We start from the raw sequence: 26,105 nt of genomic DNA on the forward strand, positions 1-26,105 counted from the left end.
ACCATGGGACACGAACTCACCCTCGCCGCCAACGCGCTGCGCATGCTCGCGGTAGATGCGGTGCAGGCGGCCAACTCCGGCCATCCGGGCATGCCCATGGGCATGGCCGACATCGCCGCCGTGCTGTGGAGCAAGCACCTGCGCCACAACCCGGCCGATCCGCAGTGGCCCAACCGTGACCGCTTCGTGCTGTCGAACGGCCACGGCTCGATGCTGCTGTACGGCCTGCTGCACCTGTCGGGCTATGACCTCGCCATCGACGAGCTCCAGTCCTTCCGCCAGCTGCACAGCAAGACGCCCGGCCACCCGGAAGTCGGCCTGACCCCCGGCGTCGAGACCACCACCGGCCCGCTGGGCCAGGGCCTGGCCAACGCCGTGGGCATGGCCCTGGCCGAGCAGCTGCTGGCCGCCGAGTTCAACACCGCCGAGCACACGCTGGTGAACCACCGCACTTTCGTCTTCGCCGGCGACGGCTGCCTGATGGAGGGCATCTCGCACGAGGCCTGCTCGCTGGCCGGCACCTGGGGCCTGGGCAAGCTGGTGGTGATCTACGACGACAACGGCATCTCGATCGACGGCGACGTGAAGGGCTGGTTCGGCGACGACACGCCGGCCCGCTTCGAGGCCTATGGCTGGCGCGTGCTGCGCGGCGTGGACGGTCATGACCTCGCCGCCATCGATGCCGCGCTGCGCACCGCGACCGAGGATGTCGGCAAGCCCACGCTGATCTGCGCCCGCACGGTGATCGGGCAGGGCTCGCCCAACAAGGCCGGCGGCCACGACGTGCATGGCGCACCGCTGGGCGCCGCCGAGGTGGCCGCTGTGCGGCAGGCGCTGGACTGGCCGCATGCGCCCTTCGTGGTGCCCGACGCGGCCCGCGCGCCGCTGGACGCCCGCGCGCGCGGCGCGCAGGCCCAGCGCGCGTGGGAAGACGCGCTTGTGGCCTGCCGCCTCGCCCAGCCGCATCGCGCGGCCGAGTTCGAGCGCCGTGTACGCGGCGCGCTGCCGGCCGGCTTCGACGAACAGGCCGCCGCGCTGCTGAGCGCCGCGGCCGCCAAGGCCGAGACCGCGGCCTCGCGCAAGTCGTCGCAGAACAGCATCACCGCGCTGGCGCCGCTGCTGCCCGAGCTGCTGGGCGGCTCGGCCGACCTGGCGCCGTCCAACCTCACGCAATGGCCGGGCTGCCGCTCGGTGGCCAAGGCGGCCGAAGGCGGCAACTACCTGCACTATGGCGTGCGCGAGTTCGCGATGGTGGCCATCCAGACCGGCATTGCGCTGCACGGCGGGTACCGCCCCTTCGGCGGCACCTTCCTGATGTTCTCGGAGTACGCGCGCAACGCCATCCGCATGGCGGCGCTGATGCGCACCAACCCGATCTACGTGTTCACCCACGACTCCATCGGGCTGGGCGAGGACGGGCCCACCCACCAGCCGGTGGAGCAGGTAGCCACGCTGCGCCTGGTGCCCAACCTGGACCTGTGGCGACCCGGCGATGCGGTGGAGACCTTGGTGGCCTGGCAGACGGCGGTGCGCCACCGCCACACGCCCACCGCGCTGATCCTGTCGCGCCAGAACCTGCCGCACCAGCCGCGCGATGCCCAGACGCTGGCGGCCATCCCGCGCGGCGGCTATGTGCTGGTGCGCGAGGCCGCGGACCAGGCCTTGCAGCTGGTGCTGATCGCCACCGGCTCCGAGCTGGACCTGGCGGTCAAGGCGCAACAAGTGCTGGCGCAGCAGGGCGTCAATGCACGGGTGGTCTCCATGCCCTCGTGCCACATGTTCGAGCAGCAGGATGCGGCCTGGCGTCAGTCGGTGCTGCCCGCGGGCGTGCCGCGCGTGGCCGTGGAAGCCGGGGTCACCGCGCTGTGGCGCCAGTACGTGGGTCTGGAAGGCGCCGTGGTCGGCATCGACACCTTCGGCGAATCGGCACCCGCCGCCGCGCTGGCCACGCACTTCGGCATCACCGTGCCGGCGGTGGTGGATGCGGCCCTGGCCTGCCTGAAGCACTGACGGGCCGGGTGCGCGCCGAGCGCCGATGGCGGCGCGCGGCGCGCACGGACATCGGCGCCCGCGGCGCGCACGGCCTCGGTGCCCGCGGCGCGCATGGCACGATCGGCGCCTGCGGCGCCGGTGCAGGCTTCAGGGCGCCGTCTTGGCGGCCTTGGCCACTTCAAGCACGGCCCAGAACGCCGGCTTGGGCTGCTGTTGGCGGTCCAGCAGCAGGGGCGCCTCGAAGCGGCGCATCGGCCAGTAGTTCAGCCAGCTCTGGCGGTCATCCACGCCCCAGACCACCACGGCGCTGAGCTTGTCGCGGTGCTTCAGGAAGAGGCGGAACATGTCGGCATAACGCTGGGCCTGCAGGGCCAGCAGGCGCGGCGTGGCGCGCGGCACCTGGTTTTTCGTCAGGTCGGCATTCAGCGCGATGTCCAGCTCGGTGATCTGCTGCGTGACGCCCAGTTCGGCGTAGGCGATCAGCGAGGCCTCGACCTCGCTGAGCCGCGGGTGGGTCACGGTCATGTGGCTCTGATGCCCGATGCCGTCGATCTTGATGCCCCGGCCCTTGAGCTGGCGCACCATCCGCGAGACGGCCTTCACCTTGTCGGCGTTCTGCGTCTCGTAGTCGTTGTAGAAGAGCAGGGCATTCGGGTCTGCGGCTGAGGCGGCTTCGAAGGCGATGTCGATGAACTCCGGGCCGATGATCTCGCGCCACGGGCTCATGCGCATGCCCTCGGCATCGGTCTTCACGTTGGCCTCGCCGAAGCAGAAGGCCTCGTTGACCACGTCCCAGGCGTAGACGCGCCCCTTGAAGTGCGTCACCACGTCGGTGATGTAGCGGCGCATGCGCTCGATCAGCGTGGCACGCGACACCGTCTGGCCGTTCTCCAGGAACATCCACGGCGGTGTCTGCTGGTGCCAGATGAGCGTGTGGCCGCGGACCTTGAGCCCGAGTTCGAGCGCCTTGTTGACCATGGCGTCCGCCACCTCGAAGCTGTACTGGCCCTCGGCACGCGGTGACAGCTCGGAGGGCTTCATCGCGTTCTCGGCCACGATGATCGAGGCGTGGTGCTGCACCAAGGCCGCGTCGCTGCTGGCCATCTGCGCGGGTGTCACGGCCATGCCGAAGGGCAGGCGCGGACCCAGCGCCTGGCCGAGCGAGGGCACGGGCTTGCCCGCAGCGCCAAGCGCCAGGCCAGGCGCCACGGCGGCGCAGGCCATGGCAAGGGTGAGTTGGCGGCGCGTGAATTGCCGGAATGCAGGATCGGTCATGGTGTGTGTGCGATGCAGGATTGGGCGTGTCGTGAAAGCTCGGCGGGCGAGAAGGGGGTGGGCAGTGCGAACCTGGCGCAAGCCATCGACGAACGCGGGCGCTCAGGCGCCCTGCACATTCACCGCCACGGTATAGACCGAGTGGCTCGCTGCCATGAACAGCCGGTTGCGGCGGTCGCCGCCGAAGCACAGGTTGGCGCAGCGCTCGGGCAGGTGGATGTGGCCGAGGGGTCGGCCGTCCAGGTCGAAGCAGCGCACGCCGTCCAGGCCCTCGCTGGCCACGCCCGGGCTGCCGTCGGAGCCCAGGCCGGCCCAGATACGGCCTTGCGCATCCACCGCGATGCCGTCGAAGGCCCCCGGCCCGTCGGCATCGATGTGCAGGCGCTTGTTCGTCAGCGCGCCGCCGGGCCCCACGTCCCACGCCCAGATCTTGCGCGTGGGCCGGGCCCGGCTTTCCACCACGTAGAGCACCTGCTCGTCGGGGCTGAAGGCCAGGCCGTTGGGGCCGGCCAGGTCGGTGATCGGGCAGCTCAGCCGGCCGGTGGCGGCGTCGATGCGGTACACGCCCTGGTGCGGCGCCGGTATGCCCGGCTCGCCCTCCCACCAGCCATGGATGCCGAACTCGGGGTCGGTGAACCACACCGTGCCGTCGCGCTGGCACACGATGTCGTTGGGCGAGTTCAGCCGTGCGCCGCCCGGCGTGCCGTCGATGGTGTCGGCCAGCACGGTGATGCGGCCGTCGTGCTCGGTGCGCGTCACGCGCCGCGTGTGGTGCTCGCAGGCCAGCAGCCGGCCCTGGGCATCACGCGCCAGGCCGTTGGCATGGTTTGATGGCGTTCGGAACGGCGTCACCGCCCCGGTGGCGGCATCCCAGCGCAGGATGCGGTTGTTGGGGATGTCGCTCCACAGCAGGCAGCGGTGGTCGCCAAACCACTGCGGCCCCTCGGCCCAGCGGCAGCCGCTGGCGATCTGCTCGACACCGCTGCTGTAGACGCGCAGCGCCGCGAAGCTGGGGTGCAGGATCTCGATGGCCGGATCGGGGTAGCGCGTGCTGGGCACGAAGGGCAGGGCCGGGCCCTGCTGCAGGCTGATGGCGGGGCTGATGGCGGGGCTGATGGCGGAGCTGTGGGTCATGGCGCTCATTTCATCATCAGGCCCGGCAGCCAGGTCGAGAAGGCCGGCACATAGGTCACCGCCAGCAGGCACAGGCCCAGCGCGCCGTAGAACGGCCAGATCGAGCGCATCACCTGGCCCACCGAGATGCCGCCGATGGCGCAGCCCACGAATTGCACCGTGCCCACCGGTGGCGTGTTCAGGCCCAGCGCGCAGTTGATCAGCATCACGATGCCGAACTGCAGCGGGTCCATGCCGTACTGCTGGGCAATGGGCAGGAAGATCGGCGTGCAGATCAGGATGGTGGGTGCCATGTCCAGAAAGGTGCCCAGCACGAACAGCAGCACGTTGATCAGCAGGAAGATCACCCACGGGTCGCTCGACAGCGACTGCATCAGCGCGCCGGTTTTCTGCGGCACCTCGTACAGCGCCAGAAAGTAGCCGAAGGCCGCCGAGATGCCGATCAGCAGCAGCACCACGCCGGTGGTCTTGCAGGCCTTGGCGCAGGCCTTCAGAAAGTGCGCCCAGCTCAGCGAGCGGTACACGCCCACGGTGACCAGCAGCGCCCAGCCCACGGCCACCGCGGCCGACTCGGTGGCGGTGAACAGGCCGCTCAGGATGCCGCCCAGGATGATGGCCACCACCAGCAGCCCGGGCAGCGAGGCGGCAAAGGCCACCGCCACCGCCGCCCAGCCCGGAAACTCGCCCTGCGTGGCATAGCCGCGCCGGCGCGCCACCCACCAGGCGGCGCCCAGGTTGCACAGCGTGAGCAGCAGCGCCGGCAGCACGCCGGCCAGGATCAGCCCCATCACGCTGACCGAGGCGATGCCTGAGGTGGCCAGCGTGAACAGGATCAGGTTGTGCGAGGTGGGCATCAACGCCCCCACCAGCGCCGCATGGGTGGTGACGTTGACCGCGTAGTCGGCGTCGTAGCCCTGCTTCTTCATCAGCGGGATCATCACGCTGCCCATGGCCGAGACATCGGCCACCGGGCTGCCGACGATGCCGCCGAACAGCGTGCAGCCCAGCACATTGCTCATGCCCAGGCCACCACGCACATGGCCCACCAGGCTGTTGGCCAGGCGCACGATGCGCTCGGCGATGCCGCCATAGAGCATCAGCTCGCCGGCGAACACGAAAAACGGGATGGCCAGAAAGCTGAACACCTGCATGCCGCCCACCATCTTCTGGAAGACGACTGCCATCGGCAGCCCCGCGGCCAGGATGGTGGCCACCGACGACAGGCCGATGGCAAAGGCCACCGGCACGCCCAGCAGCAGCAGGGCTGCGAACGAGACACACAGGACCGTCAGTTCCACGATGGCTCCACCACGCTGCCGCGCAGGTTGGCCAGGATGTGCTCGATGGAGAACAGCACGATCAAGGCGCCGGCGATGATCAGCGGCACATAGTCGATGCCGTCGGGTACCGGCAGCATGGGCTTTTTTTCGCCCCACTTGGCGGCGGCCCAGGTCCAGCCGCCATGGCACATCAGCGCGCCGAACAGGCCCACCAGGGCATGGATCAGCAGCTCGATGCGGCGCTGCCAGGCCTCGGGCAGCAGCGCCACCATCGACTCCAGGCCCACGTGGCCGGCATCGCGCACGCCCACCGCCAGGCCCAGCGCGGTGACGAACAATACGCCCAGCAGGGCCACGGCCTCGGCCCAGGTGGGCGTGTCGTTGAGCACGTAGCGGCCGAACACCTGCCACTGCACGCTCAGCACCACCGCCAGCAGCAGGGCCACCGCCGCCATCAGGCACAGCCGGGACAGCCCGGCGCAGAACTGCGTGTACATCGTGCGCGCCCGTCCGCCGGAGTTACTTGGTGTCCTGCACGGCCTTGACCAGGCGCTTGTGCTCAGGCGTGGTCATGAACTTGTCGTAGACCGGGCCCATCACGGCCTGGAACGAGGCCTTGTCGACATCGACCACCTGGCCGCCCTGGGCCTTGACGGCGGCCAGCGACTTGGCCTCCTGCTCGTCCCACTTCTGGCGCTGGAAGGCCACCGAGGCCTTGGCCGCGGCGCGCACCATGTCCTGCTCGGCCTTGGGCAGCTTGTCCCAGACCAGCTTGCTCATCAGCAGCATCTCGGGCGCCATCGAGTGCTCGGTCTTGGCGTAGAACTTCACCGCCTCCACATGCTTGAAGCCGTCAAAGCTGGGCAGGTTGTTCTCGGCGGCATCGATCAGGCCGGTCTTCAGGCCGGTGTAGACCTCGCCAATGGGCATGGGCGTGGGGTTGGCGCCCATCGCGCCGACCAGGGCCACCCACAGATCGCTTTGCTGCACGCGGATCTTCAGGCCCTTGGCGTCGGCCACGCTCTTGATCGGCTTCTTGGCATAGATGCTGCGCGCGCCCGAGTCGTAGAAGGCCAGGCCGATGAAGCCGGCGCCTTCGCAGCTCTTGAGGATCTCGTCGCCCACCGGGCCGTCGAGCGCATGGCGCATGTGCTCGACCGAGCGAAACAGGAAGGGCATGGTCGGCACCTGGGTCAGCGGGCACACCGCGTTCATCGGGCTGATGTTCACGCGGGTGAGGTCCAGCGCGCCGATCTTGACCTGGTCGATGGTCTCCTTTTCGGTGCCCAGCGCGCCCTTGTTGAAGACCTTGATCTTGTGCTTGCCGCCGCTGGCCTTCTCGAGCAGCGTGCTCATGTGGCGCACGGCGGCCACGGTGGGGTAGTCGTCGGCGTTGTGCACGTCGGCCGCGCGGAACTGGGTGGCCTGGGCGGCGACGCAGGCCACACCCATCGTGAGGGCGGCCACACGGCGCAGCCAGGGTGAAAAAAGGGAGGAGCAGGACATGTGAAACCTTTGAGAAGTGCGCCGCGCGGCTGTCGCCAGGGCGCTGGAGTCAGTGGTGTGTGCAGTGGGTCCGTCGGCGTGGGCCCGCTGCCGCGAATCAGGCCGGTGGGTCGTCATACGGCCCCAGCGCCACGAAGCGCCCGCCTTGATGGGCGACGATTGCTGCCCGGGCATCCAGCCAGGGCGGCTCGGCGGCTTCGATCTGCGCGCGCCAGGGCTCGCTGGAATCCTGCGGCCGGTAGCCGATGTGGGCGGCGTGGCGGTTGTCCCACCAGACCTGGTGGTTGTCGCTCATGCCGAACACGATGCTGTGGCCGGCCACCGGCGTGCGCAGGCTGGCCAGCACCAGGCGCTCAAGATCGTCGATGCTCAGCCAGGTGGCCAGCATGCGGCGGTTCTCGGGCGCCGGCGTCACGCTGCCGATGCGCAGGCACACGGTCTGGATGCCGTAGCGATCCCAGTACAGGCGCGACAGCGTTTCGCCGAAGGCCTTGCTCACGCCATACAGGCCGTCGGGCCGCGGCGGGGCCAGCGCGTCGATGGTCTCGCTCTGGCGATAGAAGCCGGTGACATGGTTGCTGCTGGCGAACACGATGCGCTTCACACCCTGGTGGCGCGCCGCTTCGTACAGGTGGTAGACGCCCACGATGTTGGCATCGAGGATGGGCTGCCAGCGGTCTTCCACCGAGATGCCGCCCAGGTGCACCACGGCGTCCACGCCCTGCAGCAGGGCCTCGACCGCGGCGCGGTCTTCCAGGCGGCAGGGCACCAGTTCCTCGCCCGGCGCGGCCTCGCCCAGCGGGCCGATGTCGGACACGCGCAGCGCGGCGCAGTGCGCACGCAGCCGCGGCCGCAGATGGCGGCCGATGCCACCGGCCGCGCCGGTGAGCAGCAGGCGCTGGAAGCCTTGCACGGCAGGCGTGCGGGGGTCAGCAGAATTCATCGTTTTCTCGGATGGATCGTTCATGCCGTGGGCTGTCGATCCGTTGCACTGCAGTTCAAGGCTCGCGCCGGACCCATGCCGATGCGCCGTCCGAGCCGGGGCCGGGCGCGCCGGCCGGGCGTGGGCCGCGGCCACGGATTTCAAGGCCGGTCGGTGCCGGCCCGTCTGCCGCACGGGTTGACGGCATGGCGCGGTGGGCAGGCGACGACGCCGGGCAGGGCCGCCGCGATCCTGCGCTTTGACCTCTGGAAACGCCCGGCAGCACCCGCTGCCTGGTGCCCCATGCCGGCCATGGCAGGTTCGGACCGGAGACATCATCCCACAAAATGGTTGCGTTATCAACAATGAGTGGAGCGATGCCTGGCCAATGTGGTTCAGGCGCGTTCCAAGGGGCGGATTATCAAGATGATTGCGGCCTGAACATCTAGGCCAAACACCTAGGAATGCCCGGCCGGTGGGGTGGGTGTCGGCGGTTGATCGAAGATCTGGTTCGACGGCGCCTCTGGCAAGAGAGATAGCGTTACCATTGCCGCGCGAAAAGCGGTCGATGCACTAGCCCGGCACGGGCATCGGCGACGGCTTGTGCAGGCGGCGCCCGATGCCGCGTGAACCGAGTGCCGAAAGTGCCGAGAGGGATGCGATGGCAATGTTGTTTCGACTGCTGGCCTGCCTGTTGTTGGCGACGCCGATCGGTGCTGCCGCCCACGACGTGGAGGACGGCTACCAGCTTTGGCTGCGGTATCGCAGCGCCACGCCGCAGCTCGGCGCCCGCATCGCATCGACGGCACGCTGCCTGGTGACGGCGGGCACGCCATCCCTGCAGCTGCAGGCCGCGGTGGCCGAACTCCGGCTGGGCGTGCAGGGCCTGAGCGGGCAGCGCCTGCCCGTGGCGCGTGAACTGTGCGCCGGCGCCCTGGTGCTGGCCACGCCCGAGGCGATGCCGGCGCTCAGGGCGCTGAAGCTGCCGTTGCAGGCGCTGGGCAGCGAGGGCTACCTGCTGCGCAGCCTGCGCTGGCGGGGCAAGGCCGTGACGCTCATCGCTGCCAACACCGACACCGGCCTGCTGTATGGCGGCTTTGCCTGGCTGCGCGCCGCGCAGTCCGGTGCCGACCTGCAGGCGCTGAACCAGCAGTCGGCCCCGCGCGTGGCGCTGCGTGTGTTGAACCATTGGGACAATCTGGATCGCAGCGTCGAGCGTGGCTATGCCGGATCGTCGATCTGGGACTGGTGGGCGCTGCCCGACATGCGCAGCGCCCGCTATGTTGACTACGCACGGGCCAATGCCTCGCTGGGCATCAATGGCACGGTGCTGAACAACGTCAATGCCAAGGCCGAATCGCTCACCGCGCCGTGGCTGGCCAAGGCCGCGGCGCTGGCCGAGGTGTTCCGGCCGTATGGCATTCGCGTTTACCTGTCGGCCCGCTTTTCAGCGCCGATGGAGATCGGCGGCCTGAAGAGCGCTGATCCATTGGACCCGGCCGTTCGGCGCTGGTGGCGCGCCAAGGCCGACGAGATCTACCAGCGCATCCCCGATTTCGGCGGCTTTCTCGTCAAGGCCAACTCCGAAGGGCAGCCCGGCCCGCAGGACTATGGCCGCAGCCATGCCGAGGGCGCGAACATGCTGGCCGAGGCCCTGGCACCGCACGGCGGCCGCGTGATGTGGCGGGCCTTCGTCTATTCGCCCGAGGTCGGTGCCGACCGTGCGCAACAGGCCTACGACGAGTTCAAGCCCCTGGACGGGCGGTTTGCGTCGAATGTCATCGTCCAGGTCAAGAACGGTCCCATCGACTTCCAGCCCCGCGAGCCCTTCCACCCGCTGTTCGGCAGCATGCCCAAGACCGCCATGGCCCTGGAGGTGCAGCTGACCAAGGAGTACCTGGGATTCGCCAGCCACCTGGTCTACCTGGGCCCGCTGTTCGAGGAGGTGCTGAAGGCCGACACGCTGCAGCAGGGCCCGGGCAGCACGGTGGCCCGCGTCATCGCCGGCGGCGGGCCCGCGGCGCTGCCAGGGGCCATGGCCGGGGTGGCCAACATCGGCAGCGACCGCAACTGGACGGGCTCGCATTTCGACCAGGCCAACTGGTATGCCTTCGGCCGGATGGCCTGGGACCCGGACCTGAGCCCGGCGGCCGTGGCCAGGGAGTGGGCCGGCCAGACCTTCGGCTCCGCGCCGGCCGCCCTCGACGAGATCGTGTCGATCATGCTGGCCTCGCGCGAGGCGGCGGTGGACTACATGACACCGCTGGGCCTGCATCACCTGATGGGCACCGGCCATCACTACGGCCCGGCACCCTGGGTCGATGACCTGGAGCGGGCCGACTGGAACCCGACCTACTTCCATCGCGCAAGCCGGCTCGGCATCGGCTTCGACCGCACGCCTGGCGGATCGAATGCCGTGGCCCAGTACGCGCCGCCGCTGGCACGGCAGTTCGCCCAGGTGCGTGACACACCCGAGAACCTGCTGCTGTGGTTCCACCATCTGCCGTGGCAGCACCGCATGGCCTCCGGCCGCAGCCTGTGGCATGAGCTGGTGCTGCGCTACGACCGCGGAGCGGAGAAGGTCACCGAGTTCCGCCGTCGATGGGAGGCCCTGCGCCCCCATGTGGACGCGCAACGGCACGCCGATGTGGCGGCAGCACTGGTGGTGCAGGAGCGCGAGGCGCGCTGGTGGCGCGACGCCTGCGTGGCCTACTTCCAGTCCGTCAATGGCCTGCCCTTGCCGGAAGGCACGCGGCCGCCGGAGCATCCGCTGGCGCACTACAAGGGCTTGCGATTTCCCTTCGCCCCCGGCCACGGTGGTTGACGCCGGCCGGCCACCTGGGCGCCTTGCCCTATGATTGCGGAACCATGAACGCTGCCCCTGGGGCTCGCCGGTGTCACGCCGCCGGAGCTCCGGCGAGGCGTTGCGAAGCGGCCGGTACAGAGGCCAGGGGCCGCATGAATGACTCAAGAACGCGCCGTTCGATGGCGTGAACAGGTGGGGTGAGGATTGAAATCCGATACACGCCTTGGGCGCAGTCCCAAGGTTGCCACGATCGCCGACGTTGCGCGCCACGCGGGCGTGTCGCCGATGACGGTCTCGCGGGTCGTCAACGGCGAGTTGAACGTTCGGCTCGAAACCCGGCAGAAGGTGCAGGCGGCCCTGGCGGCGTTGAACTACGTGCCCAATCAGGCGGCGCGGAATCTCGCCGGTTCGGACCTGATCCGCATCGGCGTCATCTACAACGATCCCAGCGCCAGCTACCTCAACAAGTTCCTGATCGGCCTTCTGAACAAGTCGAGCCTCAGCAATGTGCGCCTGGTGGTGCAGCGCTGCGACGTCAGGGCGCAGGAGGCCACGATGGTGGCCGAGATGCTGCAGAACGGCCTGGACGGCCTGATCCTGCCGCCGCCGTTCTGTGACTCGCAGGCGCTGCTGAAGCTCGTGGCGGAGACCGACACGCCCGCCGTGACGGTCTCGAGCGGGCTGCCGGGTGCGCAGGTCTGTGCCGTGGGCATCGACGACTATCGCGCCGCCTATGTGATGACCCGCCATCTGCTGCAGTTGGGGCATCAGCGGCTGGGCTTCATCGTCGGCGATCCCAAGCAGACCTCGAGCGACCGTCGTCTGGCCGGCTTTCACGCGGCGATGGCGGACGCCGGGCTGGGCGCTTCGAATGAGCTGGTGGCGCAGGGCCTGTTCAGCTACCGCTCCGGGCTGGATGCCGCCGAAGTTCTGCTCTCCGACGAGCAGCGCCCCACGGCAATCTTCGCGAGCAACGACGACATGGCGGCCGCGACAGTGGCCATCGCGCACCGCATGGGCCTGGATGTTCCCAGCGATCTGACCGTGGTCGGCTTCGACGATGCGCCGCTGGCCACCACGATCTGGCCCGAGCTCACCACCGTGCGGCAGCCCATTGCAGAGATGGCCGCTGCCGCCGTGGACCTGGTGGTGCGACAGGTTCGCAGCCGGCGCAACGGTGAATCGATTGCGCCCGAGCAGATGCTGATGGACTTTGAACTGGTGAGGCGGCAGTCGGACGCCGCACCGCGGTTCCGCCCGCCGCTGCGGGTCACTGCATCGCGCCCCAGCGAGGTGTGAGCCAGCCTCGCACGCGCCCGGCCGGCGCCGGGGCGCGACGGCAGTTGTGCGGGCTTGCCATGCATGCAGACGCTGAATGCGCGCAGCTAGCACCTGTGCGGGGTCGGGCTTGGGCCAGGCCGCATCACACCGTAACCTGGACGCGCTGATTGACCGATAGGCATGGCGCCTGCCAGCCTGCTGCGCGGGTGCCGCACGCGCACCCGGCCGCCCAAGCGACACCGCCACCTTCGCCACCTGCAGCAGCCGCTGCGAAGCCTTGCGGCGTCGGGGTAAACCAGGGATCGCAAGCAAAGGTCGCTCGCTATACTGAACTGATTGCGCTACCAACTGATTGATACGCTACCAAACACGATGGTGTGATTGGTGCGGTCGAGCAGCCACGACAAGCCGGGGCGCATGGCAAACAGCAGGCCACCGAGCCGCACGCAGGAGTCGAACATGAATCGTTCTATGGGGGTGCCTCGCAAGTCGATGGGCGCGCGGGAAGTCTTTGCAACAACGTTGCTGAGCAGCCTGATCACGATGGCCTATGCGCAGTCGGCGCCGGCATCGGCGGGCGCCAAGGCCGACGACGCCAAGAGTGCCGGCGTTCAGGAGACTGTCGTCATCAGCGGCATCCGCAGCTCGCTCGCCGCCTCTGCACGCGAGAAGCGCGACAACATCGGCCTGACGGATTCGATCCATGCCGAGGACATGGGCAAGTTCCCGGACAACAACCTGGCCGAGTCGGTCTCGCGCGTGCCCGGGGTGCAGGTCAACCGCGACGTGACCGGCGAGGGCCTCAACATCCAGGTGCGCGGCCTGGGCTCGAACTTCACCCGCATCCTGTTGAACGGTGCGCCGGTGGCGTCGGCGGGCACCAGCTTCGGCAGCGCTTCCAATGCGAACCGCGAGGTCGACCTCGACTTCCTGCCCGGCGACCTGTTCTCCAACATCTCGGTGGCCAAGAGCCCGACCGCCAACCTGCTGGAAGGCGCCATTGCGGGTGTGGTGAACATGCGCACGGCGCGCCCGTTCGACAAGCCGGGTTCGCGCGGCGTGGTCAAGCTGCAACTCGCCAAGAACGACCCGTCGCCCCAGGCCAGCACGCGCGGCACGGCGCTCTACAGCACCACCTTCGACAAGAAGTTCGGTGTGCTGGCCGGCATCTCGTTTGCCGACAACCGCGTGGCCACGCGTGGCTTCGAGGTGGGCTATGTGCAGGACTGGATCACGCCGCGCCTGGCCAATCCGGCGCAATCGGGCAGCGGCACCTCGGGCACCACCGCGGGCGCGTGGAACGTGCCCACCACGGTCTCGTCGGCAGCCGCCGGCACCTACACGGTCGGTGGCCTGACGCGCACGCTGACGGCCGGCCAGGCCGTCAACGCGGCGCTGCTGAGCCAGCTCAACCCCAACGCGACGGTGCAGCAACTGGACAACGGCTATGTGCCCCGCCTGCCGCGCGAGGTGTACTTCGAGGGCCAGCGCAAGCGCCTGAACGCACTGCTGAGCTTCGAGTTCCGGCCGACGTCCGATCTGGACACCTATGTCGACCTGCTCGCGGGCAACAAGACGAACAAGCAGGAGCGCTCCGACTTCAACGTCAGCATCCGCAACTCCGCGGCCATCCCGATGGGGATGACCTACAACAGCGCGGATTGCTCGAGCTACTGCTTCGCGACCGGCGGCACCTTCCTGAACACCGCCGGCTTCCTGGAATGGCGCCGGATGGACGAGAAGACCGACTTCAGCTCGATCACGCCGGGTTTCGAGTGGCGCGTGAACGACAAGTGGACGCTCGACGGTCAGCTGAACGTTGCGCGCAGCACCTTCGAGCGCCTGGCGCCCACGCTGCACATCCCCACCAACAGCGCCAAGCCCTTCACCACCACCATCAGCCACAACGGCGAGTTCCCGGTCTACACGCCGAGCATCGACCCCAATGACCCGGCCAACTTCGGCTGGTATCCCGGCGGCCCGACCGGCATCAACATCTCGATCAACGGTGAAGGCCGGGTCATCAAGACCAGCGGTGCACGCTGGAACCTGGCATGGGGAGACGAGGATCTCACCATCAAGGGCGGCATGGCCTATGACAAGTACGCGCGCAGCATCACCGGCCTGACCGACGACGGCCGCTGGCAGAACATCACCTGCGGCGGCTATCTGAACTTCACGATGGCCTCGCCGAACAGCCTGAACCCCAACACCTGCAACGGCAGCATCACGGCCGCAAATGCGTCTTCCGTGAACGTGAAGTCGCAGTACCCCGGGTTTGGCACCGGTTGGACCACGGGCGCCGCGCCGCTGGCCTACCTGGGCTCGGCCGTTCCCAATGTCAGCAGCTACCTGTCGCCGGGCAAGAGCGGCTTCGTGACGCTGGACTGGGCGCGTTTTGCCGAGGCCACGCACTACTACGACCTGGCCAACAACCTGGTGCAGGCCACCAGCAACGGCTTCAGCGGCGTCTCCGCGCAGCGCTTCGGCGAAGACATCATCGGCACCTATGTGCAGGCGAACGGCCGTACCCGCATCTTCGACCGCCTGCTGCGCTACGACGTGGGCCTGCGCCACACGCATGCCATGCAGACCATCGGCGTGTTCGCGACGGCGCCCGATCCGCGCACGCTGGCGCTGACCGGCGGTGGCACGACATCGGCTTCGCAAGGCGCGCGGTATCCGCTGCTGATTGTCGAGACCTCGCAGCGCACCTCGTACAACAGCACGCTGCCCAGCGCGACGTTGGCCTACAACCTGAGCAACGACATGATCGTGCGCGCGGCCGGCTCCAAGTCGATCACCCGCGCCAACCCCAGCGATCTGCGGCCGCTCACCGTGACGTCCAGTGACGTGGCCTTCCAGACGGCCTCGGCCACCAACCCGGCGCTCAAGCCCTTCTCGTCGAAGAACCTCGACCTGGGCTGGGAGTGGTACACCGACCGCAAGGGCAGCTACCTCGCGGCCGCGTTCTTCGCCAAGAACATCAGCAACTTCCCGAAGACAGTGACGCAGCAGCTGACGCTGACGCAGATCCGTGATCTGTTCGGCCCGACCGCGCTGACCTACTCGGCCGGCAGCGCCGCCGAGGCGGCGGTGACCGCCAGCGGCGGTCCGGACAAGCACCTGATCACGCTGAGCCAGCCGGTCAACACCGATGACGTGATGAAGCTCAAGGGCCTGGAGCTGACCTGGTCGCAGTCGCTGGACCGCTACCTGCCGATGAACGGCTTCGGCTTCATCGCGAACTACACCCGCACGACCCAGGACGCTGGCACCAGCGGCCAGTCGCCCATCGGTGTCTCGCCCTACACGATCAACCTGACCGGCTACTTCGAGAACAGCCGCGGCTCGGTGCGCCTGAGCGGCAGCTACAAGGCCCAGAGCGTTCTCGAGACCATGGCCTCGGATGGCAACGTGGCGGTGCGGCTGAACAAGTACAACCGCGCCTATCTGCAGATGGACCTGTCGACCCGGCTCGAGATCGGTGACTGGGTGGGCTGGAAGCCTGGCGTGTCGGTCAACTTCGACGTGGCCAACCTGACGGCCGCCAAGCAGAAGACCTTCGTGCAGGAAGAGTACGCCACGCGCACCTACTGGGATCCGGGCCGTACCTACCAGCTGTCGGCGCAGATGAAGTTCTGATCCAGCGGCACCCGAGGGTGCCGAGGGGCCGACGCGAGCTGCTGGCTCGCGTCGGCCCTTTTTGCGTTGGCTGGGTGGTTTGCCGGGTGACTTGCCGGGTGACTTGCCGGGCGGTTCGGCGGCGTGACGCAACGGCCGCCGGGCCTGGCCCGCGGGCGCCTGCATGGGCACCGCCGGGCAACAACAGGCCGATCGCGTGCGACCGATTCGCAGGCCGGCGCTCAGCGGCCCGGCAAGGCAGCGATGCCGCGTGACGACGTGGCGACGTGGCGACGTGACGCCAAGACGCCAAGACGTGAGCGGCTAGCCATCCCATCTTGAACGACAGCGATCGTCGCGCCAGTCTCGTGTCCACGACAACTCTGTCATGGACACGATGGAACACTCGACACGCAAGAAGGTGCGCCAGCATCCCCCCGCGCTGAGGCAACAGGTGCTGGCGGAATGCGAGCAGCCCGGCGCATCGGTGGCCAGTGTGGCGCAGTCGCACGGTCTGAACGCGAACATGGTGCATGCCTGGCGCCGGCAGGAACGGGTTGCAGCGGCCGCACAGGACGCGAATGCTGCGACTCCAGCCCCGCAGTTCATCGCGCTGCCGCTGCCGCCGAGCACGGCCGGCGCGCTGCCGGACATCCGCATCGAGCTGCGCCGTGGCGCGACCACCGTGAGCATCATCTGGCCCGGCCAGGCCGCCAGCGAGTGCGGGGCTTGGCTGCGGGAGTGGCTGCGTTGATCCGTATCGACACGCTGTGGTTGTGCACCCAGCCGCAGGACATGCGTGCCGGTGCCGACCGGCTGCTGACAGTGGTGGTCAACACGCTGGGCGAGGCGCGCGCGCACCACGGCTACCTCTTCGCCAATGCGCGCGCAAGCCGGCTCAAGCTGCTCGTGCACGACGGCTTCGGCGTGTGGTGCGCCACGCGCCGGCTGCATGCTGGCCGCTTCGTCAGGCACACGGCCGAGGCGGGCTCGGCAGCTTGCGCGTTGCAGCTCAGCACGCAGCAGTTCGAGGCGCTGACGCTGGGCCTGCCCTGGCAGCGCCTGGGCGAACTGGCCACCATCCGCCGCTGCTGATCGAGCAATACGACGGCCGGGGGCCGTTGACAGCACAAGTGCCAATGGTGCCGTGGCGGCAGGCGCGGCACCATGCTGCGCATGCCGGGTGAATCTGCCGACGCCATCGATGTGACGAGCCTGCCGGCCGAGGTGGCCGCACTGATTGAGCGATTGAAGCAGCAGGCCCAGGCCGATGCGCATGAGCTGGCCCGGCGCGAGCGCGAGATTGCGCTGGCCCGAGTCAAGATCGACAAGCTCAACTTCGAGCTCGCGCGGCTCAAGCGCTGGAAGTTCGACGCCAAGACCGAGTCGATGACGGCCGCACAGCGGCTGCTGTTCGCTGAAGTCATGGCCGAGGACGAGGCCAGCCTGAGGGCGAAGCTGGCCGAGTTGCAGCGCGGCTTGCCCGAGACACCCAAGGCCCCGAAGGCGCCACCCGCAAGCCCCGTCGCCGGGCACTGCCCGAGCACCTGGAGCGCGTCGAGCACCGCCACGAGCCCGAGGACACCACCTGCCCAAACACCGACTGCGGCCGGCCGATGCAGCGCATCGGCGAGGACGTCAGCGAGAAGCTGGACATCATCCCGGCGAAGTTCTTCGTGCACCGGCACATCTACGGCAAGTGGGCCTGCAAGTGCTGCCAGCAACTGCACCAGGAGCCGGCCGAGCCGGACGTGGTCGACGGTGGCATCCCGGCTGCGGGCTTGGTGGCGCACACGCTGATCAGCCGCTTCGTCGACCACCTGCCGTACTACCGGCAGGCGCCGATCAACGCACGTTCGGGCGTGCACACGCCGCGCTCGACGCTGGCATCCTGGGGCGGCGCCGGTGGCGTATCGCTGGAGCCGCTGTTCGAGTTGCAGCGGCGCTTCATCCTCAGCTGCACGGTGCTGCACGCCGACGAGACGCCGCTGCCGCTGCTGGACCCGGGCGCAGGCAAGACGAAGAAGGTCTACGTCTGGGCCTGGGCGCGCAGCCACCACGATCCGCACCCGGGCGTGATCTACGAGTTCTGCCTGGGACGCGGGGCGCAATACCCGGTGGCCTTCCTGGGCGGCAAGGGGCCGCCATCGCCTGAGCCAGTGTGGAACGGCACCCTGATCACCGATCAGTACGCCGGCTACAACGGCGTACTCGATGCCAAGGTCTACCCGCAGCGCAAGGCAGCGGCCTGCGCCGCGCATGCCCGGCGCCGCTTCGAGGAACTCAGCCGCGGCGGCCACAGTGCCAGCGTGGTGGCCACCGAGGCGATGCTGCGCTGGAGCCGAATCTACCGGGCCGAGGCCGCCTTCGCCGAGATGGGCTGCGAGGAGCGTCGGCACGCACGTCAGGGCTTCAGCCGGCCGCTGTGGGAGGAGTTCGAGGTGTGGCTGAAGCTGCAGCGCACGCAGGTGCCGGACGGCACCAAGATCGCCGAGGCCATCGACTACAGCCTGAACGCCTGGAAGGCGCTCACGCTGCACCTGGACGACGGGGCGGTGGCCATCGACAACAACCTCATCGAGCGGCAGATCAAGCCGTGGAAGCTGGGCGCCAAGAACTGGCTGTTCGCCGGCAGCGCGCTGGCCGGGCAGCGCGCGGCGGTGGTGATGAGCCTGGTTCAGTCGGCCAAGCTCAATGGCCTGGATCCGTGGGCCTACCTGCGCGACGTGCTGGCGCGCATCCACCTGCACCCCAGCCACCGGCTGGACGAACTGCTGCCGCATCGCTGGCGGCCGGCCTGACTGAAGTTGAAGTTGATGGGACGGCTCGCGCAGTGGGTGGTGATCGAGGCCGACGTCGCCGTGCGCCGCATGAGCCACGACCAGAAGGTGCGCCTGGCCGACGAGATCTACGCCCAGCAGCCCAACATGCTCGCCTCGATCCTGGCGCTGCCGGGCATGGGGGCGGACATGTCGCAGCTGGAGGTGGCGCTGCACGTCCTGTTGGTCACCTTCCAGGCGATGAAGCTCAGCGGGCACCAGTGGCCGCTGATCACCGAGGACATCCAGGACGGCTGCCTGCAGCGCCTGACGGCCCGTGCGCGCTTCAACGAAGGCTTGCCGCAGGAACTGGCGACCAAGGTCGTCGAACAGTTCCACACTGAACATGCCGAGCGCTACCTGCTGGCCTTCGTATACGGCTGGCTCGACGAACACGACCTGATGGGCGTTCGCACCGAGGCGGAGAAGTACCTCATGCTGGGCGCGCTCAACCTGGTGGAGTGTGTTGCCTTCGTCGGGGCGGTCAAGCCCAGGCCATAGCAACGGGGCCAGTCCACTCGTCAAGATGGGACGGCCAGACGCTCACGCCAAGACGCCAAGACGCAGAGATGCAGAGATGCAGAGATGCGGGGACGCGGGGACGCGGGCACGCCGGGACGCCGGGACGTTCAAGTCGTTGGGGGGAGCTTGCAGGAGCGGCACCGGGCGGAGCCGCGGCGTGGGCGACAGGCCGGTGGCCCGAGGGGGACCGAAGGAAGGCCCGAAGGATAGGGCGAGGGGGGCGATGGGCGGTGACCGGAGGGGTGGTCACCCGGCGCCTGCTGGCGCGGCATCGGTGGGCCGGCGCGCCACGCCCAGGGTGGCGGCGCGCCCGGCGCGCGGTGTCGACGAGACCGGGGCGGTCTCGGGGTCAGTCACCGCGGGGGGGTGACTGACGGGCCGCTACAGCGCAGCGGCCTATGCGGCCCGTGCGCCTTGGCGGCGGGTGAAGGCCAGGCCGGCCAAGGCCATCCCCAGCAGGGCCAGCGAGCCAGGCTCGGGCACCGGTGACGGCCCCTGCAGCGTGAAGGCGCGTTCGCGGCCATTGCCGAACCAGTCGTCCAGCGAGCCGTAGTAGAACGACTCGACGCCATTGCCGGATGCCGCACCCGACCAGCCGACCCCGCTGCTGCCCAGCTGAAGGCCAAAGAAGTACTCGGTGCCGACCTGCGCCAGGAAGTCGGCATCGAAGGCGAACACCAGCTTCTGCACGTTGTCGCGCCGCCCCTGGGCCAGCACACTCGTGTCGATCTGCTGCAGCAGGGTGCCCGCGCCCGTCTGCAGGATGGCGCCAGGCTGGGCGCCGCCGTTGATCGACTCGAAGATGAAGTAGTTCAGCGTGCCGTCCCAGGCAAAGCCGCCCCCCTGCGACTCCAGCCACACGGTGGCACCGACGATCGGGGTGGTGGTGGCCACCGAGAAGTTGTCGGCTTGTACCCAGTCGGCGGCGTCATTGGCGAAGCCGCCTACCACCGTGACCTGGTTGTCGAACACCACGGATGCCTGGGTCAGGCCTGCGCAAAGCGCCAGGGCCGCCGCGGCGATGACTGACTTGATCGTCATGCTCTCAATTCACTTTCTCTGTGTTCATGGCGGAAGCGGCACAGCGCCGCCGGCTGCGCGGGCTCACTGGCTCACGAAGGTGTTCACGCTGCCCGGATCGATGTAGGCCGTGGCCTGGCCATCGACCACGGCATAGGTGCCGGCAGCCTCGTTCGAGTAGCTGGCCGAGGTGCGGGTCTTGGAAAAGCTCGTGACCGTGCCGCCCAGCAGGTTCAGCACGATGCGCCGCTGCGAGGTGCCGGTGTTGGTGGCCACGACCACCAGCTTGCCGGCCGAGTTGCGATAGGCGGTGACGAACACGTCCGTGTGCGGGTTCTCGGTGGCCGCGATGCGCACATAGCCGGGCCGGATGTAGCGCGCGTACTGCGCCATGATCGAGCCGCGCTTGCTGATGCGGCCATCGTCGGTGATCAGGCCGTAGGAGCGGCGGATGTACCACCAGACATAGGCGTTGTAGTTGGCCACCATGGCGCGGTGCAACTCCCGCGCGACAGGCATGGCCGAGGTCCAGTTGTTCGCATCGACGTTGTCGGTGAAGTGCTCGGTCATCCACACTTCCTTGCGCTTGGCACGGGCCAGCGGATAGTCGCTGGGCGTCGGGCCGTACAGGTGGCCGCCGACGATGTCTAGGTGCTGCACCGCGACGCTGTCGTTGAGGATGGGGTCCGACAGGGACTTCTTGAAGTTGAACGACTCCGGCGCAATGACCTTCAGGCTGCCGAACTTCGAGCCATGCGCCTGCAGAAAGCTCACCAGCTGCGCAGCTGTCCAGTTGCAGCTCTCGTAGGTGGGCGTGTAGTCGGGCTCGTTGGCCAACGAGATGGCGTGCAACGCCGCATTGCCCGAACTCATGTAGTTGGCAAAGCTCAGCAGGTGATCGGCGTACTTGCCATAGTTCTCGGGCAGCAGCGTGCCACCGTTGTTCAGGCTGTTGTTGGACTTCCAGGCGGCCGGCGGGCTCCAGGGCGTGGCGAACAACGTCACGCCCTTGGCCTTGGCGCGCTGGGCCGTGGGCAACTGCGTGGCCCATTTCGCACTGTTCGAGTCGATGCGCATGCGCATGATCGACAGGCCGACCTGGCCGGATTCGGTGCCGAAGGCGGTGTCGACCTCGGCCGGGGTCAGGTCATTGATCCAGCCCGCGCCGTTGTGGCCGCCAAAGCCGCGGATCAGCTGATGCACCGTGCCGGGATCGATGTTGATCGTCTGCGCCGAACTTTGGGCCGTGGCGCCCAGCAGGCCCAGGCCGGTGAACAGGGCGCACAGGGCGCTGAGGGTTCTTCTTCGGGTCATCTCACGCTTCTCCTTGGTGATTGCCGAAACGCCGGCAGGTTTTTTGTGTCCGGGCCGGCGCGCCGCCGTGCATCGACGCGGCGGCCGGCCCTAGCCGCGGCAAATGGTCGGCATACCAAAAGTGGTAGCGCAACCATTTCAGTGTATCGCCGTGTTACACGCGCAGTTTGGTGGTTAACCCTGGGGATCCCCTTCTTGGGGGCCTTGCGGCATGCAGGGGATGGACGCGGCGCAGCCGCGTGGCCGGCATGCGCCGCCGCCACATGGCCGCCGCCATCTGGCCGCTGCATGGCAGACGGGGCGCCGGGCGCTTGCCCGGCGCCCCGTCGCGTCGGCGTCCGGCGCATGGGCCGGCTCGTGGGGAGAGCGGGCCGCGGCTGGCCCGTGAACGTGCCTGGTCAGCGCCCGATGGCGCTGCGCACGGCCGGCATCACCTCGCGCGCCAGCAAGGTCATGGTCTCGAACTCGCGTGCGCGGTTTGCGCCCGAGCCGTCCATCATGGCCATCAGCAGGCCGCCGAAGGGCCCGGTGCGCTCGCGGAAGGCCAGCAGCTTCTCGGTCACGGTCTTGGGCGAGCCGTAGATGACCATGCTGTCGATCAGTTGCTCGACGGTGACCTTGTCATCAGGCTGCTTGGGATCGGCCTTCATCACCGCGGTGTAGTTCACCGCCAGCAGCACCTTCCACAGGTACTCGAAGTAGTAGTAGTTGCTGCCCGTGGGGTCCATCACGCGGTCGCGTGCCTCGGAGTCACTGCGGGCCAGCACGATGTTGCGCGCCACGCGCCAGTTGTCGCCGTTGGGCGTGCGGCCTGCCACCTCGCAGCCTTCCTTGTACTTCTTCCAGTGGCTGGCGATGATGTACTCGGGACAGAAGTTGGCGCTCATCGGGCCCCAGCCGCGGATGCCTGCGGTCTTGCAGCTGTCCGAGAACGGCGACATCGCCGTCATCATCACCGGCGGATGCGGCTGCTGCAGCGGCTTGGGGATGTAGCCCACGCCGAGCTCGGGCATCACCGTGTCCGCCAGTTTGATCTTCCAGTGCTTGCCATCGATGCGGTAGGGCGGATCCTGGCGCCACAGGCGCAGGATGGTGTCGATGGACTCCATCATGCGTTCGGTGCGGTAGGTGTTGTCCAGCACGTCGAACAGCTCCATGTCGCTGGCCAGGCCGCCCGGGCCGATGCCCAGCATCAGCCGTCCGCGGCTCATGTGGTCGAACTGCGCCACCTCCGAGGCCACCACGGCCGGGTGGTGGTTGGGCAGCGCGATCACGCCGGTGCCGAAGCGCACATGCTTCGTGCGGTTGATCAGCGAGGCCATGAACATCAGCGGCGAGGCGATCGGCTCGGTGGTGCACGACATGTGCTCACCGATCCACACCTCGTCGAAACCCACCTCGTCCGCGTGGATCACCTTGGCCGCGTCCTCCTCATAGCTCTCGGCCATCGGGCGGGTGGGCGGGTGCAGCGGCATGCCGAACAGACCTAGTTTCATCGCGAGTCTCCTTCTGGGGTGGAATACGCCGTGCGGCGTGGACGGGAAAGTGGTGCCGGCGCGTTGGCTGTGCGGGCGCGCTGGCGCGGTTCGGCGGGCCGGCTCAGGCGGTGGCCGTGAGCGCCGCGCGCTCGCCGGCCAGCCACACCAGCGGCGACATGGCGCCGGCCGTGGCGTCGGGGCAATGCACGCTGAGCACACGGCCGATGAACAGCGTGTGCGTGCCGTAGTCGGTGGCCAGGTCGACGGCGCATTCGATCGCGGCCGGCGCCTGCGGCAGCCAGGGCAGCCGGTCGGCGGCAAGGGACCAGGCGTCGGCCCAGTCATCGGAGCGGAAGCGCTCCACGCGCAGGCTGGTCTGCGAGAACGGGGCCAGCAAATGGTGCTGGTGGCCGGCCAGCAGGTTGACGCAGAAGCGGCCGCTGGCCGACAGCGCCGGATGCAGGCCCGCGCCGCGGTTGACGGCCACCAGCATGGACGGCGGCTCCATCGACACCGGAATCACCGACGAGGCCACCATGCCGTGCGGATGGCCCTCGCCGTCGCGCGTGGTGACGATCATCACCGAGGCCGCCAGGCGGCGCATGGCCTCGCGGAAGGCGCCAATCGCCGGCTCGGCCCAGGCCGTCGGGCTTGCTGGGGATTGCATCTGCGGTCTCCTCCTTGTTCACCGGACATCGGACATCCGGTGCGATGCCAGGAGCCACTGCGAAGGACGTGCCAGCCCTTGAGCCGAGTCAAATCAAGCACTTGCACGGCACGCATGTGTCGCAGGCGGCCGTGCTGCGACAGTGGGGTGTCGCAGCACGCCGGATGCGACAGTCATCACGCCCGCACAGCGCGGCACGCACGGCTCTGCACGAGCGGGTTCCCCCTCTGTGTGCCGCTCGGCCTTGCCGGTAGATTGCGCCCGCAACCCGCAGGAGAAGGACACCGATGAACGCCCACGCCCACCACGTGATGGCCGCATTGGACGGGCGCCGGCCCCATCTGGCCACCGATGTCGACGAGGTGCTGCGCGCGTCGTGGGTCCGCAGCGTGACCCAGCATGGACTGGAGCCCGACCGCATCGTCGAGCCCGACGTGCTCACGCGGTCAGAGTTGCTTGAGCGGCGCGCGCCCATCGAGGAGCTGAGCGCATTGTCCAGCCCGGAGATGGACCGCCTGTACCAGCGGCTGTCCGACCATGCCGAGGTGGTGATGCTGACCGACGCCCATGGTGTGGTGGTGCACTTCCGCAGCGCCGCCACCGTGGTGGACCGCTGCAGCAACCTGCGCGTGCTGCCGGGCTCGATCTGGACCGAGGAGCGCCAGGGCACCACCGGCGTCGGCCTGTGCCTGCGCGAGCAGCGGCCCCTGTCGGTGGTGATGGGCGAGCACTTCGCCACCAAGCTCACGCCACTGAGCTGCACCGTGGCCCCGATCTTCGGCGCCGAGGGGCGCCTGGCCGGCGTGCTCAACGTGACCTCGATGCACAGCACCAACCATGCGCTGCAGGCCGTGCTGCGTGAGCTGGTGGCCAGTTCGGCCCGCCGCATCGAGAACCTCTACTTCGACCGTCGCCACGCCAGGGGCCGCATCCTGCGCCTGTCGCGCCACGACGACTTCTGCGATGGCGCGGCCGAGGCGCGTCTGGCGCTGGACGATGGCGGCCGCATCATCGATGCCACGCCGCTGGCTGAACAATTCTTTGCCGGCGCCGCGGCCGCCCAGGGCGACGCGCCGCTCATCGGCCGCAAGCTCAGCACCGTGGCCGGTGTGCCCAGCGTGGACCGCCTGCTGGATGCGCGTTCACCCGCCATCGAGCTGGCGCAGGGCCGCGTGCATGTGCGGGTGGCCGATCCGCCGCGCCGGACCACGCCCACGCTGGCGCGTGGCCCGGTCGAGCTGGCGCGCGTGGTGCGCGGCCGCGCCGATCCGCGCGAGGCGGCCCTACGGCACCAGCCCACGCTCGACGAGATCGTCGGCAGCGATCCGGTCATGGTGGCCCAGCTGGGCAAGGCCCAGCGCCTGCATGCGCGTGGCCTGCCGCTGCTGCTGCAGGGAGAGAGCGGCAGCGGCAAGACCCAGCTGGCGCGGGCCCTGCATGCCGCGGGGCCACATCGTGCCGGCGCCTTCGTGTCCATCAACTGCGCGGCCATCCCGGCCGACCTGATCGAGAGCGAGCTGTTCGGGCACCGCGGCGGCGCGTTCACCGGCGCGTCCAAGCAAGGCTCGCCGGGACGCCTGCTGGCGGCCCATGGCGGCACACTGTTCCTCGACGAGATCGGCGACATGCCCTTTGCGCTGCAGGCGCGCCTGCTGCAGGTGCTGTCTGAAGGCGAGTTCGTGCCGGTGGGCGCGTCCGAGCCGGTGCATGTGCGCTTCGCGCTTGTGTCCGCCAGTCTGCGCGACCTGCAGCAGCTGGTGCGCGAGGGCCGCTTCCGCGAAGACCTGTACTACCGCCTGAGCGGCGCCACGCTGGTGCTGCCCGCGCTGCGCCAGCGCAGTGACCGTCGCGTGCTGGTGGAGCAGGCCTTCGAGCGCGCCGCTGCCGAGGCGCATCTGGGCGCACTGGCGCTCACCGACGCGGCGCTGCGTGCGCTGGTGCAGCACCCCTGGCCGGGCAATCTGCGCGAGCTGGCGCATGTGGCGCGCTTCGCGGTGGCCATCAGCGATTCACCGGTGATCGGCCTGGAGGCCCTGCCACCGCCGCTGTGTGCCGCGGACCGGCCGCCGCGCGCGGCCGCTGGGGCCGAAGCACAGGCCGCGCGCGTGCCGGCCGATGCCGACGCCGTGCGAGACGCCCTTCAACGCAGCGGCTGGAACGTGTCGACTGCCGCCGTGCTGCTGGGCATCTCACGCGCCACGCTGCACCGCCGGCTGGTGCAGTTCGGCATCGCGCGTCCGCGCAATGGCGCCGACGGCGACACGCCCCGCAAGCCCTCCTGAGTCGGGCGCAACCAGCGCCTGGCGCGCTGTCGCATCGCGCGCTGCCGTGCGACAGCTGGTGTCGCAGGGCATTGCGCTGCGACACGGCATCGCGCGCAAGTCCTTGAATGACCGGCCGGCCATCGCCGGGCATGAAGATCGCAGTGACCTGGGTCAACCGTGCATCCGCACACCTTCCACACG

At 68.9% G+C, this 26,105-nt stretch carries 19 protein-coding genes; 9 read left to right on the forward strand and 10 right to left on the reverse strand.

Features of this window, described 5'->3' with window-relative positions:
- The first annotated feature begins 3 nt into the window (after positions 1-3).
- Entirely contained in the window at positions 4-2,010 is a 2,007-nt protein-coding gene (gene tkt, locus N4G63_RS25705; protein WP_314600633.1) for a transketolase, read from the forward strand.
- A 129-nt stretch (positions 2,011-2,139) separates the two neighbouring features.
- Here tkt and N4G63_RS25710 read toward each other — a convergent pair whose 3' ends face one another.
- The 6 genes from N4G63_RS25710 to N4G63_RS25735 form a co-directional block, all read right to left on the reverse strand.
- The gene (locus N4G63_RS25710; protein ID WP_260790918.1) at positions 2,140-3,267 is read right to left on the reverse strand and encodes an endo-1,4-beta-xylanase; all 1,128 of its coding nucleotides are present in this window, start codon (positions 3,265-3,267) and stop codon (positions 2,140-2,142) included.
- A gap of 102 nt (positions 3,268-3,369) precedes the next feature.
- Positions 3,370-4,401 (reverse strand): SMP-30/gluconolactonase/LRE family protein, encoded by a 1,032-nt coding sequence (locus tag N4G63_RS25715; RefSeq protein WP_260790920.1) that lies wholly within the window; start codon positions 4,399-4,401, stop codon positions 3,370-3,372.
- A gap of 5 nt (positions 4,402-4,406) precedes the next feature.
- Positions 4,407-5,699 (reverse strand): TRAP transporter large permease, encoded by a 1,293-nt coding sequence (locus tag N4G63_RS25720; protein WP_314600634.1) that lies wholly within the window; start codon positions 5,697-5,699, stop codon positions 4,407-4,409.
- Positions 5,690-6,178, reverse strand: a complete 489-nt coding sequence (locus N4G63_RS25725; protein WP_260787449.1) for a TRAP transporter small permease — start codon at positions 6,176-6,178, stop codon at positions 5,690-5,692. Before N4G63_RS25725 ends, N4G63_RS25720 begins: the two co-directional genes overlap by 10 nt.
- A 22-nt stretch (positions 6,179-6,200) precedes the next feature.
- Entirely contained in the window at positions 6,201-7,187 is a 987-nt protein-coding gene (locus N4G63_RS25730; RefSeq protein ID WP_443112113.1) for a TRAP transporter substrate-binding protein, read from the reverse strand.
- A gap of 97 nt (positions 7,188-7,284) precedes the next feature.
- On the reverse strand, positions 7,285-8,130 hold the full coding sequence (locus N4G63_RS25735; RefSeq protein WP_260790925.1) for an NAD-dependent epimerase/dehydratase family protein: 846 nt from the start codon (positions 8,128-8,130) through the stop codon (positions 7,285-7,287).
- A 640-nt stretch (positions 8,131-8,770) separates the two neighbouring features.
- Here N4G63_RS25735 and N4G63_RS25740 point away from each other — a divergent pair.
- The 7 genes from N4G63_RS25740 to N4G63_RS25770 all read left to right on the forward strand — a co-directional run bounded on the left by N4G63_RS25740 (position 8,771) and on the right by N4G63_RS25770 (position 19,140).
- Positions 8,771-10,933 carry an alpha-glucuronidase family glycosyl hydrolase gene (locus N4G63_RS25740; RefSeq protein ID WP_443112114.1) on the forward strand — a complete coding sequence of 721 codons (2,163 nt, stop codon included), beginning with the start codon at positions 8,771-8,773 and terminating at the stop codon, positions 10,931-10,933.
- 186 nt (positions 10,934-11,119) lie between these two features.
- Positions 11,120-12,214, forward strand: coding sequence for a LacI family DNA-binding transcriptional regulator (locus N4G63_RS25745; protein ID WP_314600636.1), 1,095 nt, complete (start codon positions 11,120-11,122; stop codon positions 12,212-12,214).
- A gap of 504 nt (positions 12,215-12,718) precedes the next feature.
- Positions 12,719-15,841, forward strand: coding sequence for a TonB-dependent receptor (locus N4G63_RS25750; protein ID WP_314600637.1), 3,123 nt, complete (start codon positions 12,719-12,721; stop codon positions 15,839-15,841).
- 367 nt (positions 15,842-16,208) lie between these two features.
- Positions 16,209-16,574 carry an IS66-like element accessory protein TnpA gene (tnpA, locus tag N4G63_RS25755; protein ID WP_260787983.1) on the forward strand — a complete coding sequence of 122 codons (366 nt, stop codon included), beginning with the start codon at positions 16,209-16,211 and terminating at the stop codon, positions 16,572-16,574.
- On the forward strand, positions 16,571-16,915 hold the full coding sequence (gene tnpB / locus N4G63_RS25760) for an IS66 family insertion sequence element accessory protein TnpB (RefSeq protein ID WP_260787984.1): 345 nt from the start codon (positions 16,571-16,573) through the stop codon (positions 16,913-16,915). The genes tnpA and tnpB overlap by 4 nt, the downstream gene beginning before the upstream one ends.
- Positions 16,916-17,367: 452 nt before the next feature.
- Positions 17,368-18,621 carry an IS66 family transposase gene (gene tnpC / locus N4G63_RS25765; protein ID WP_314600789.1) on the forward strand — a complete coding sequence of 418 codons (1,254 nt, stop codon included), beginning with the start codon at positions 17,368-17,370 and terminating at the stop codon, positions 18,619-18,621.
- A gap of 15 nt (positions 18,622-18,636) precedes the next feature.
- A complete protein-coding gene (locus tag N4G63_RS25770) occupies positions 18,637-19,140 on the forward strand; it encodes a hypothetical protein (RefSeq protein WP_260787986.1) in 504 nt (167 codons plus the stop codon).
- Between the two features lie 417 nt (positions 19,141-19,557).
- Here the strand turns inward: N4G63_RS25770 and N4G63_RS25775 are convergent, their stop codons facing one another.
- The 4 genes from N4G63_RS25775 to N4G63_RS25790 form a co-directional block, all read right to left on the reverse strand.
- Positions 19,558-20,202: a PEP-CTERM sorting domain-containing protein gene (locus N4G63_RS25775; RefSeq protein WP_260790962.1), complete on the reverse strand. Its 645-nt coding sequence runs from the start codon at positions 20,200-20,202 to the stop codon at positions 19,558-19,560.
- A 63-nt stretch (positions 20,203-20,265) separates the two neighbouring features.
- Positions 20,266-21,495 carry a glycoside hydrolase family 30 beta sandwich domain-containing protein gene (locus tag N4G63_RS25780; protein WP_260790964.1) on the reverse strand — a complete coding sequence of 410 codons (1,230 nt, stop codon included), beginning with the start codon at positions 21,493-21,495 and terminating at the stop codon, positions 20,266-20,268.
- Between the two features lie 398 nt (positions 21,496-21,893).
- Positions 21,894-22,991, reverse strand: a complete 1,098-nt coding sequence (locus tag N4G63_RS25785; protein ID WP_314600638.1) for an LLM class flavin-dependent oxidoreductase — start codon at positions 22,989-22,991, stop codon at positions 21,894-21,896.
- A gap of 103 nt (positions 22,992-23,094) precedes the next feature.
- On the reverse strand, positions 23,095-23,640 hold the full coding sequence (locus N4G63_RS25790) for a flavin reductase family protein (protein ID WP_314600639.1): 546 nt from the start codon (positions 23,638-23,640) through the stop codon (positions 23,095-23,097).
- Positions 23,641-23,927: 287 nt separating this feature from the next.
- On the opposite strand from N4G63_RS25790, the gene N4G63_RS25795 reads away from it, so the two are divergent.
- Complete coding sequence (locus tag N4G63_RS25795; RefSeq protein WP_314600640.1) at positions 23,928-25,922, forward strand: sigma-54-dependent Fis family transcriptional regulator; 1,995 nt, start codon at positions 23,928-23,930, stop codon at positions 25,920-25,922.
- Positions 25,923-26,105: the final 183 nt, after the last annotated feature.

The sequence above is a fragment of the Aquabacterium sp. OR-4 genome (assembly GCF_025290835.2).
Lineage (GTDB): Bacteria > Pseudomonadota > Gammaproteobacteria > Burkholderiales > Burkholderiaceae_C > Pseudaquabacterium.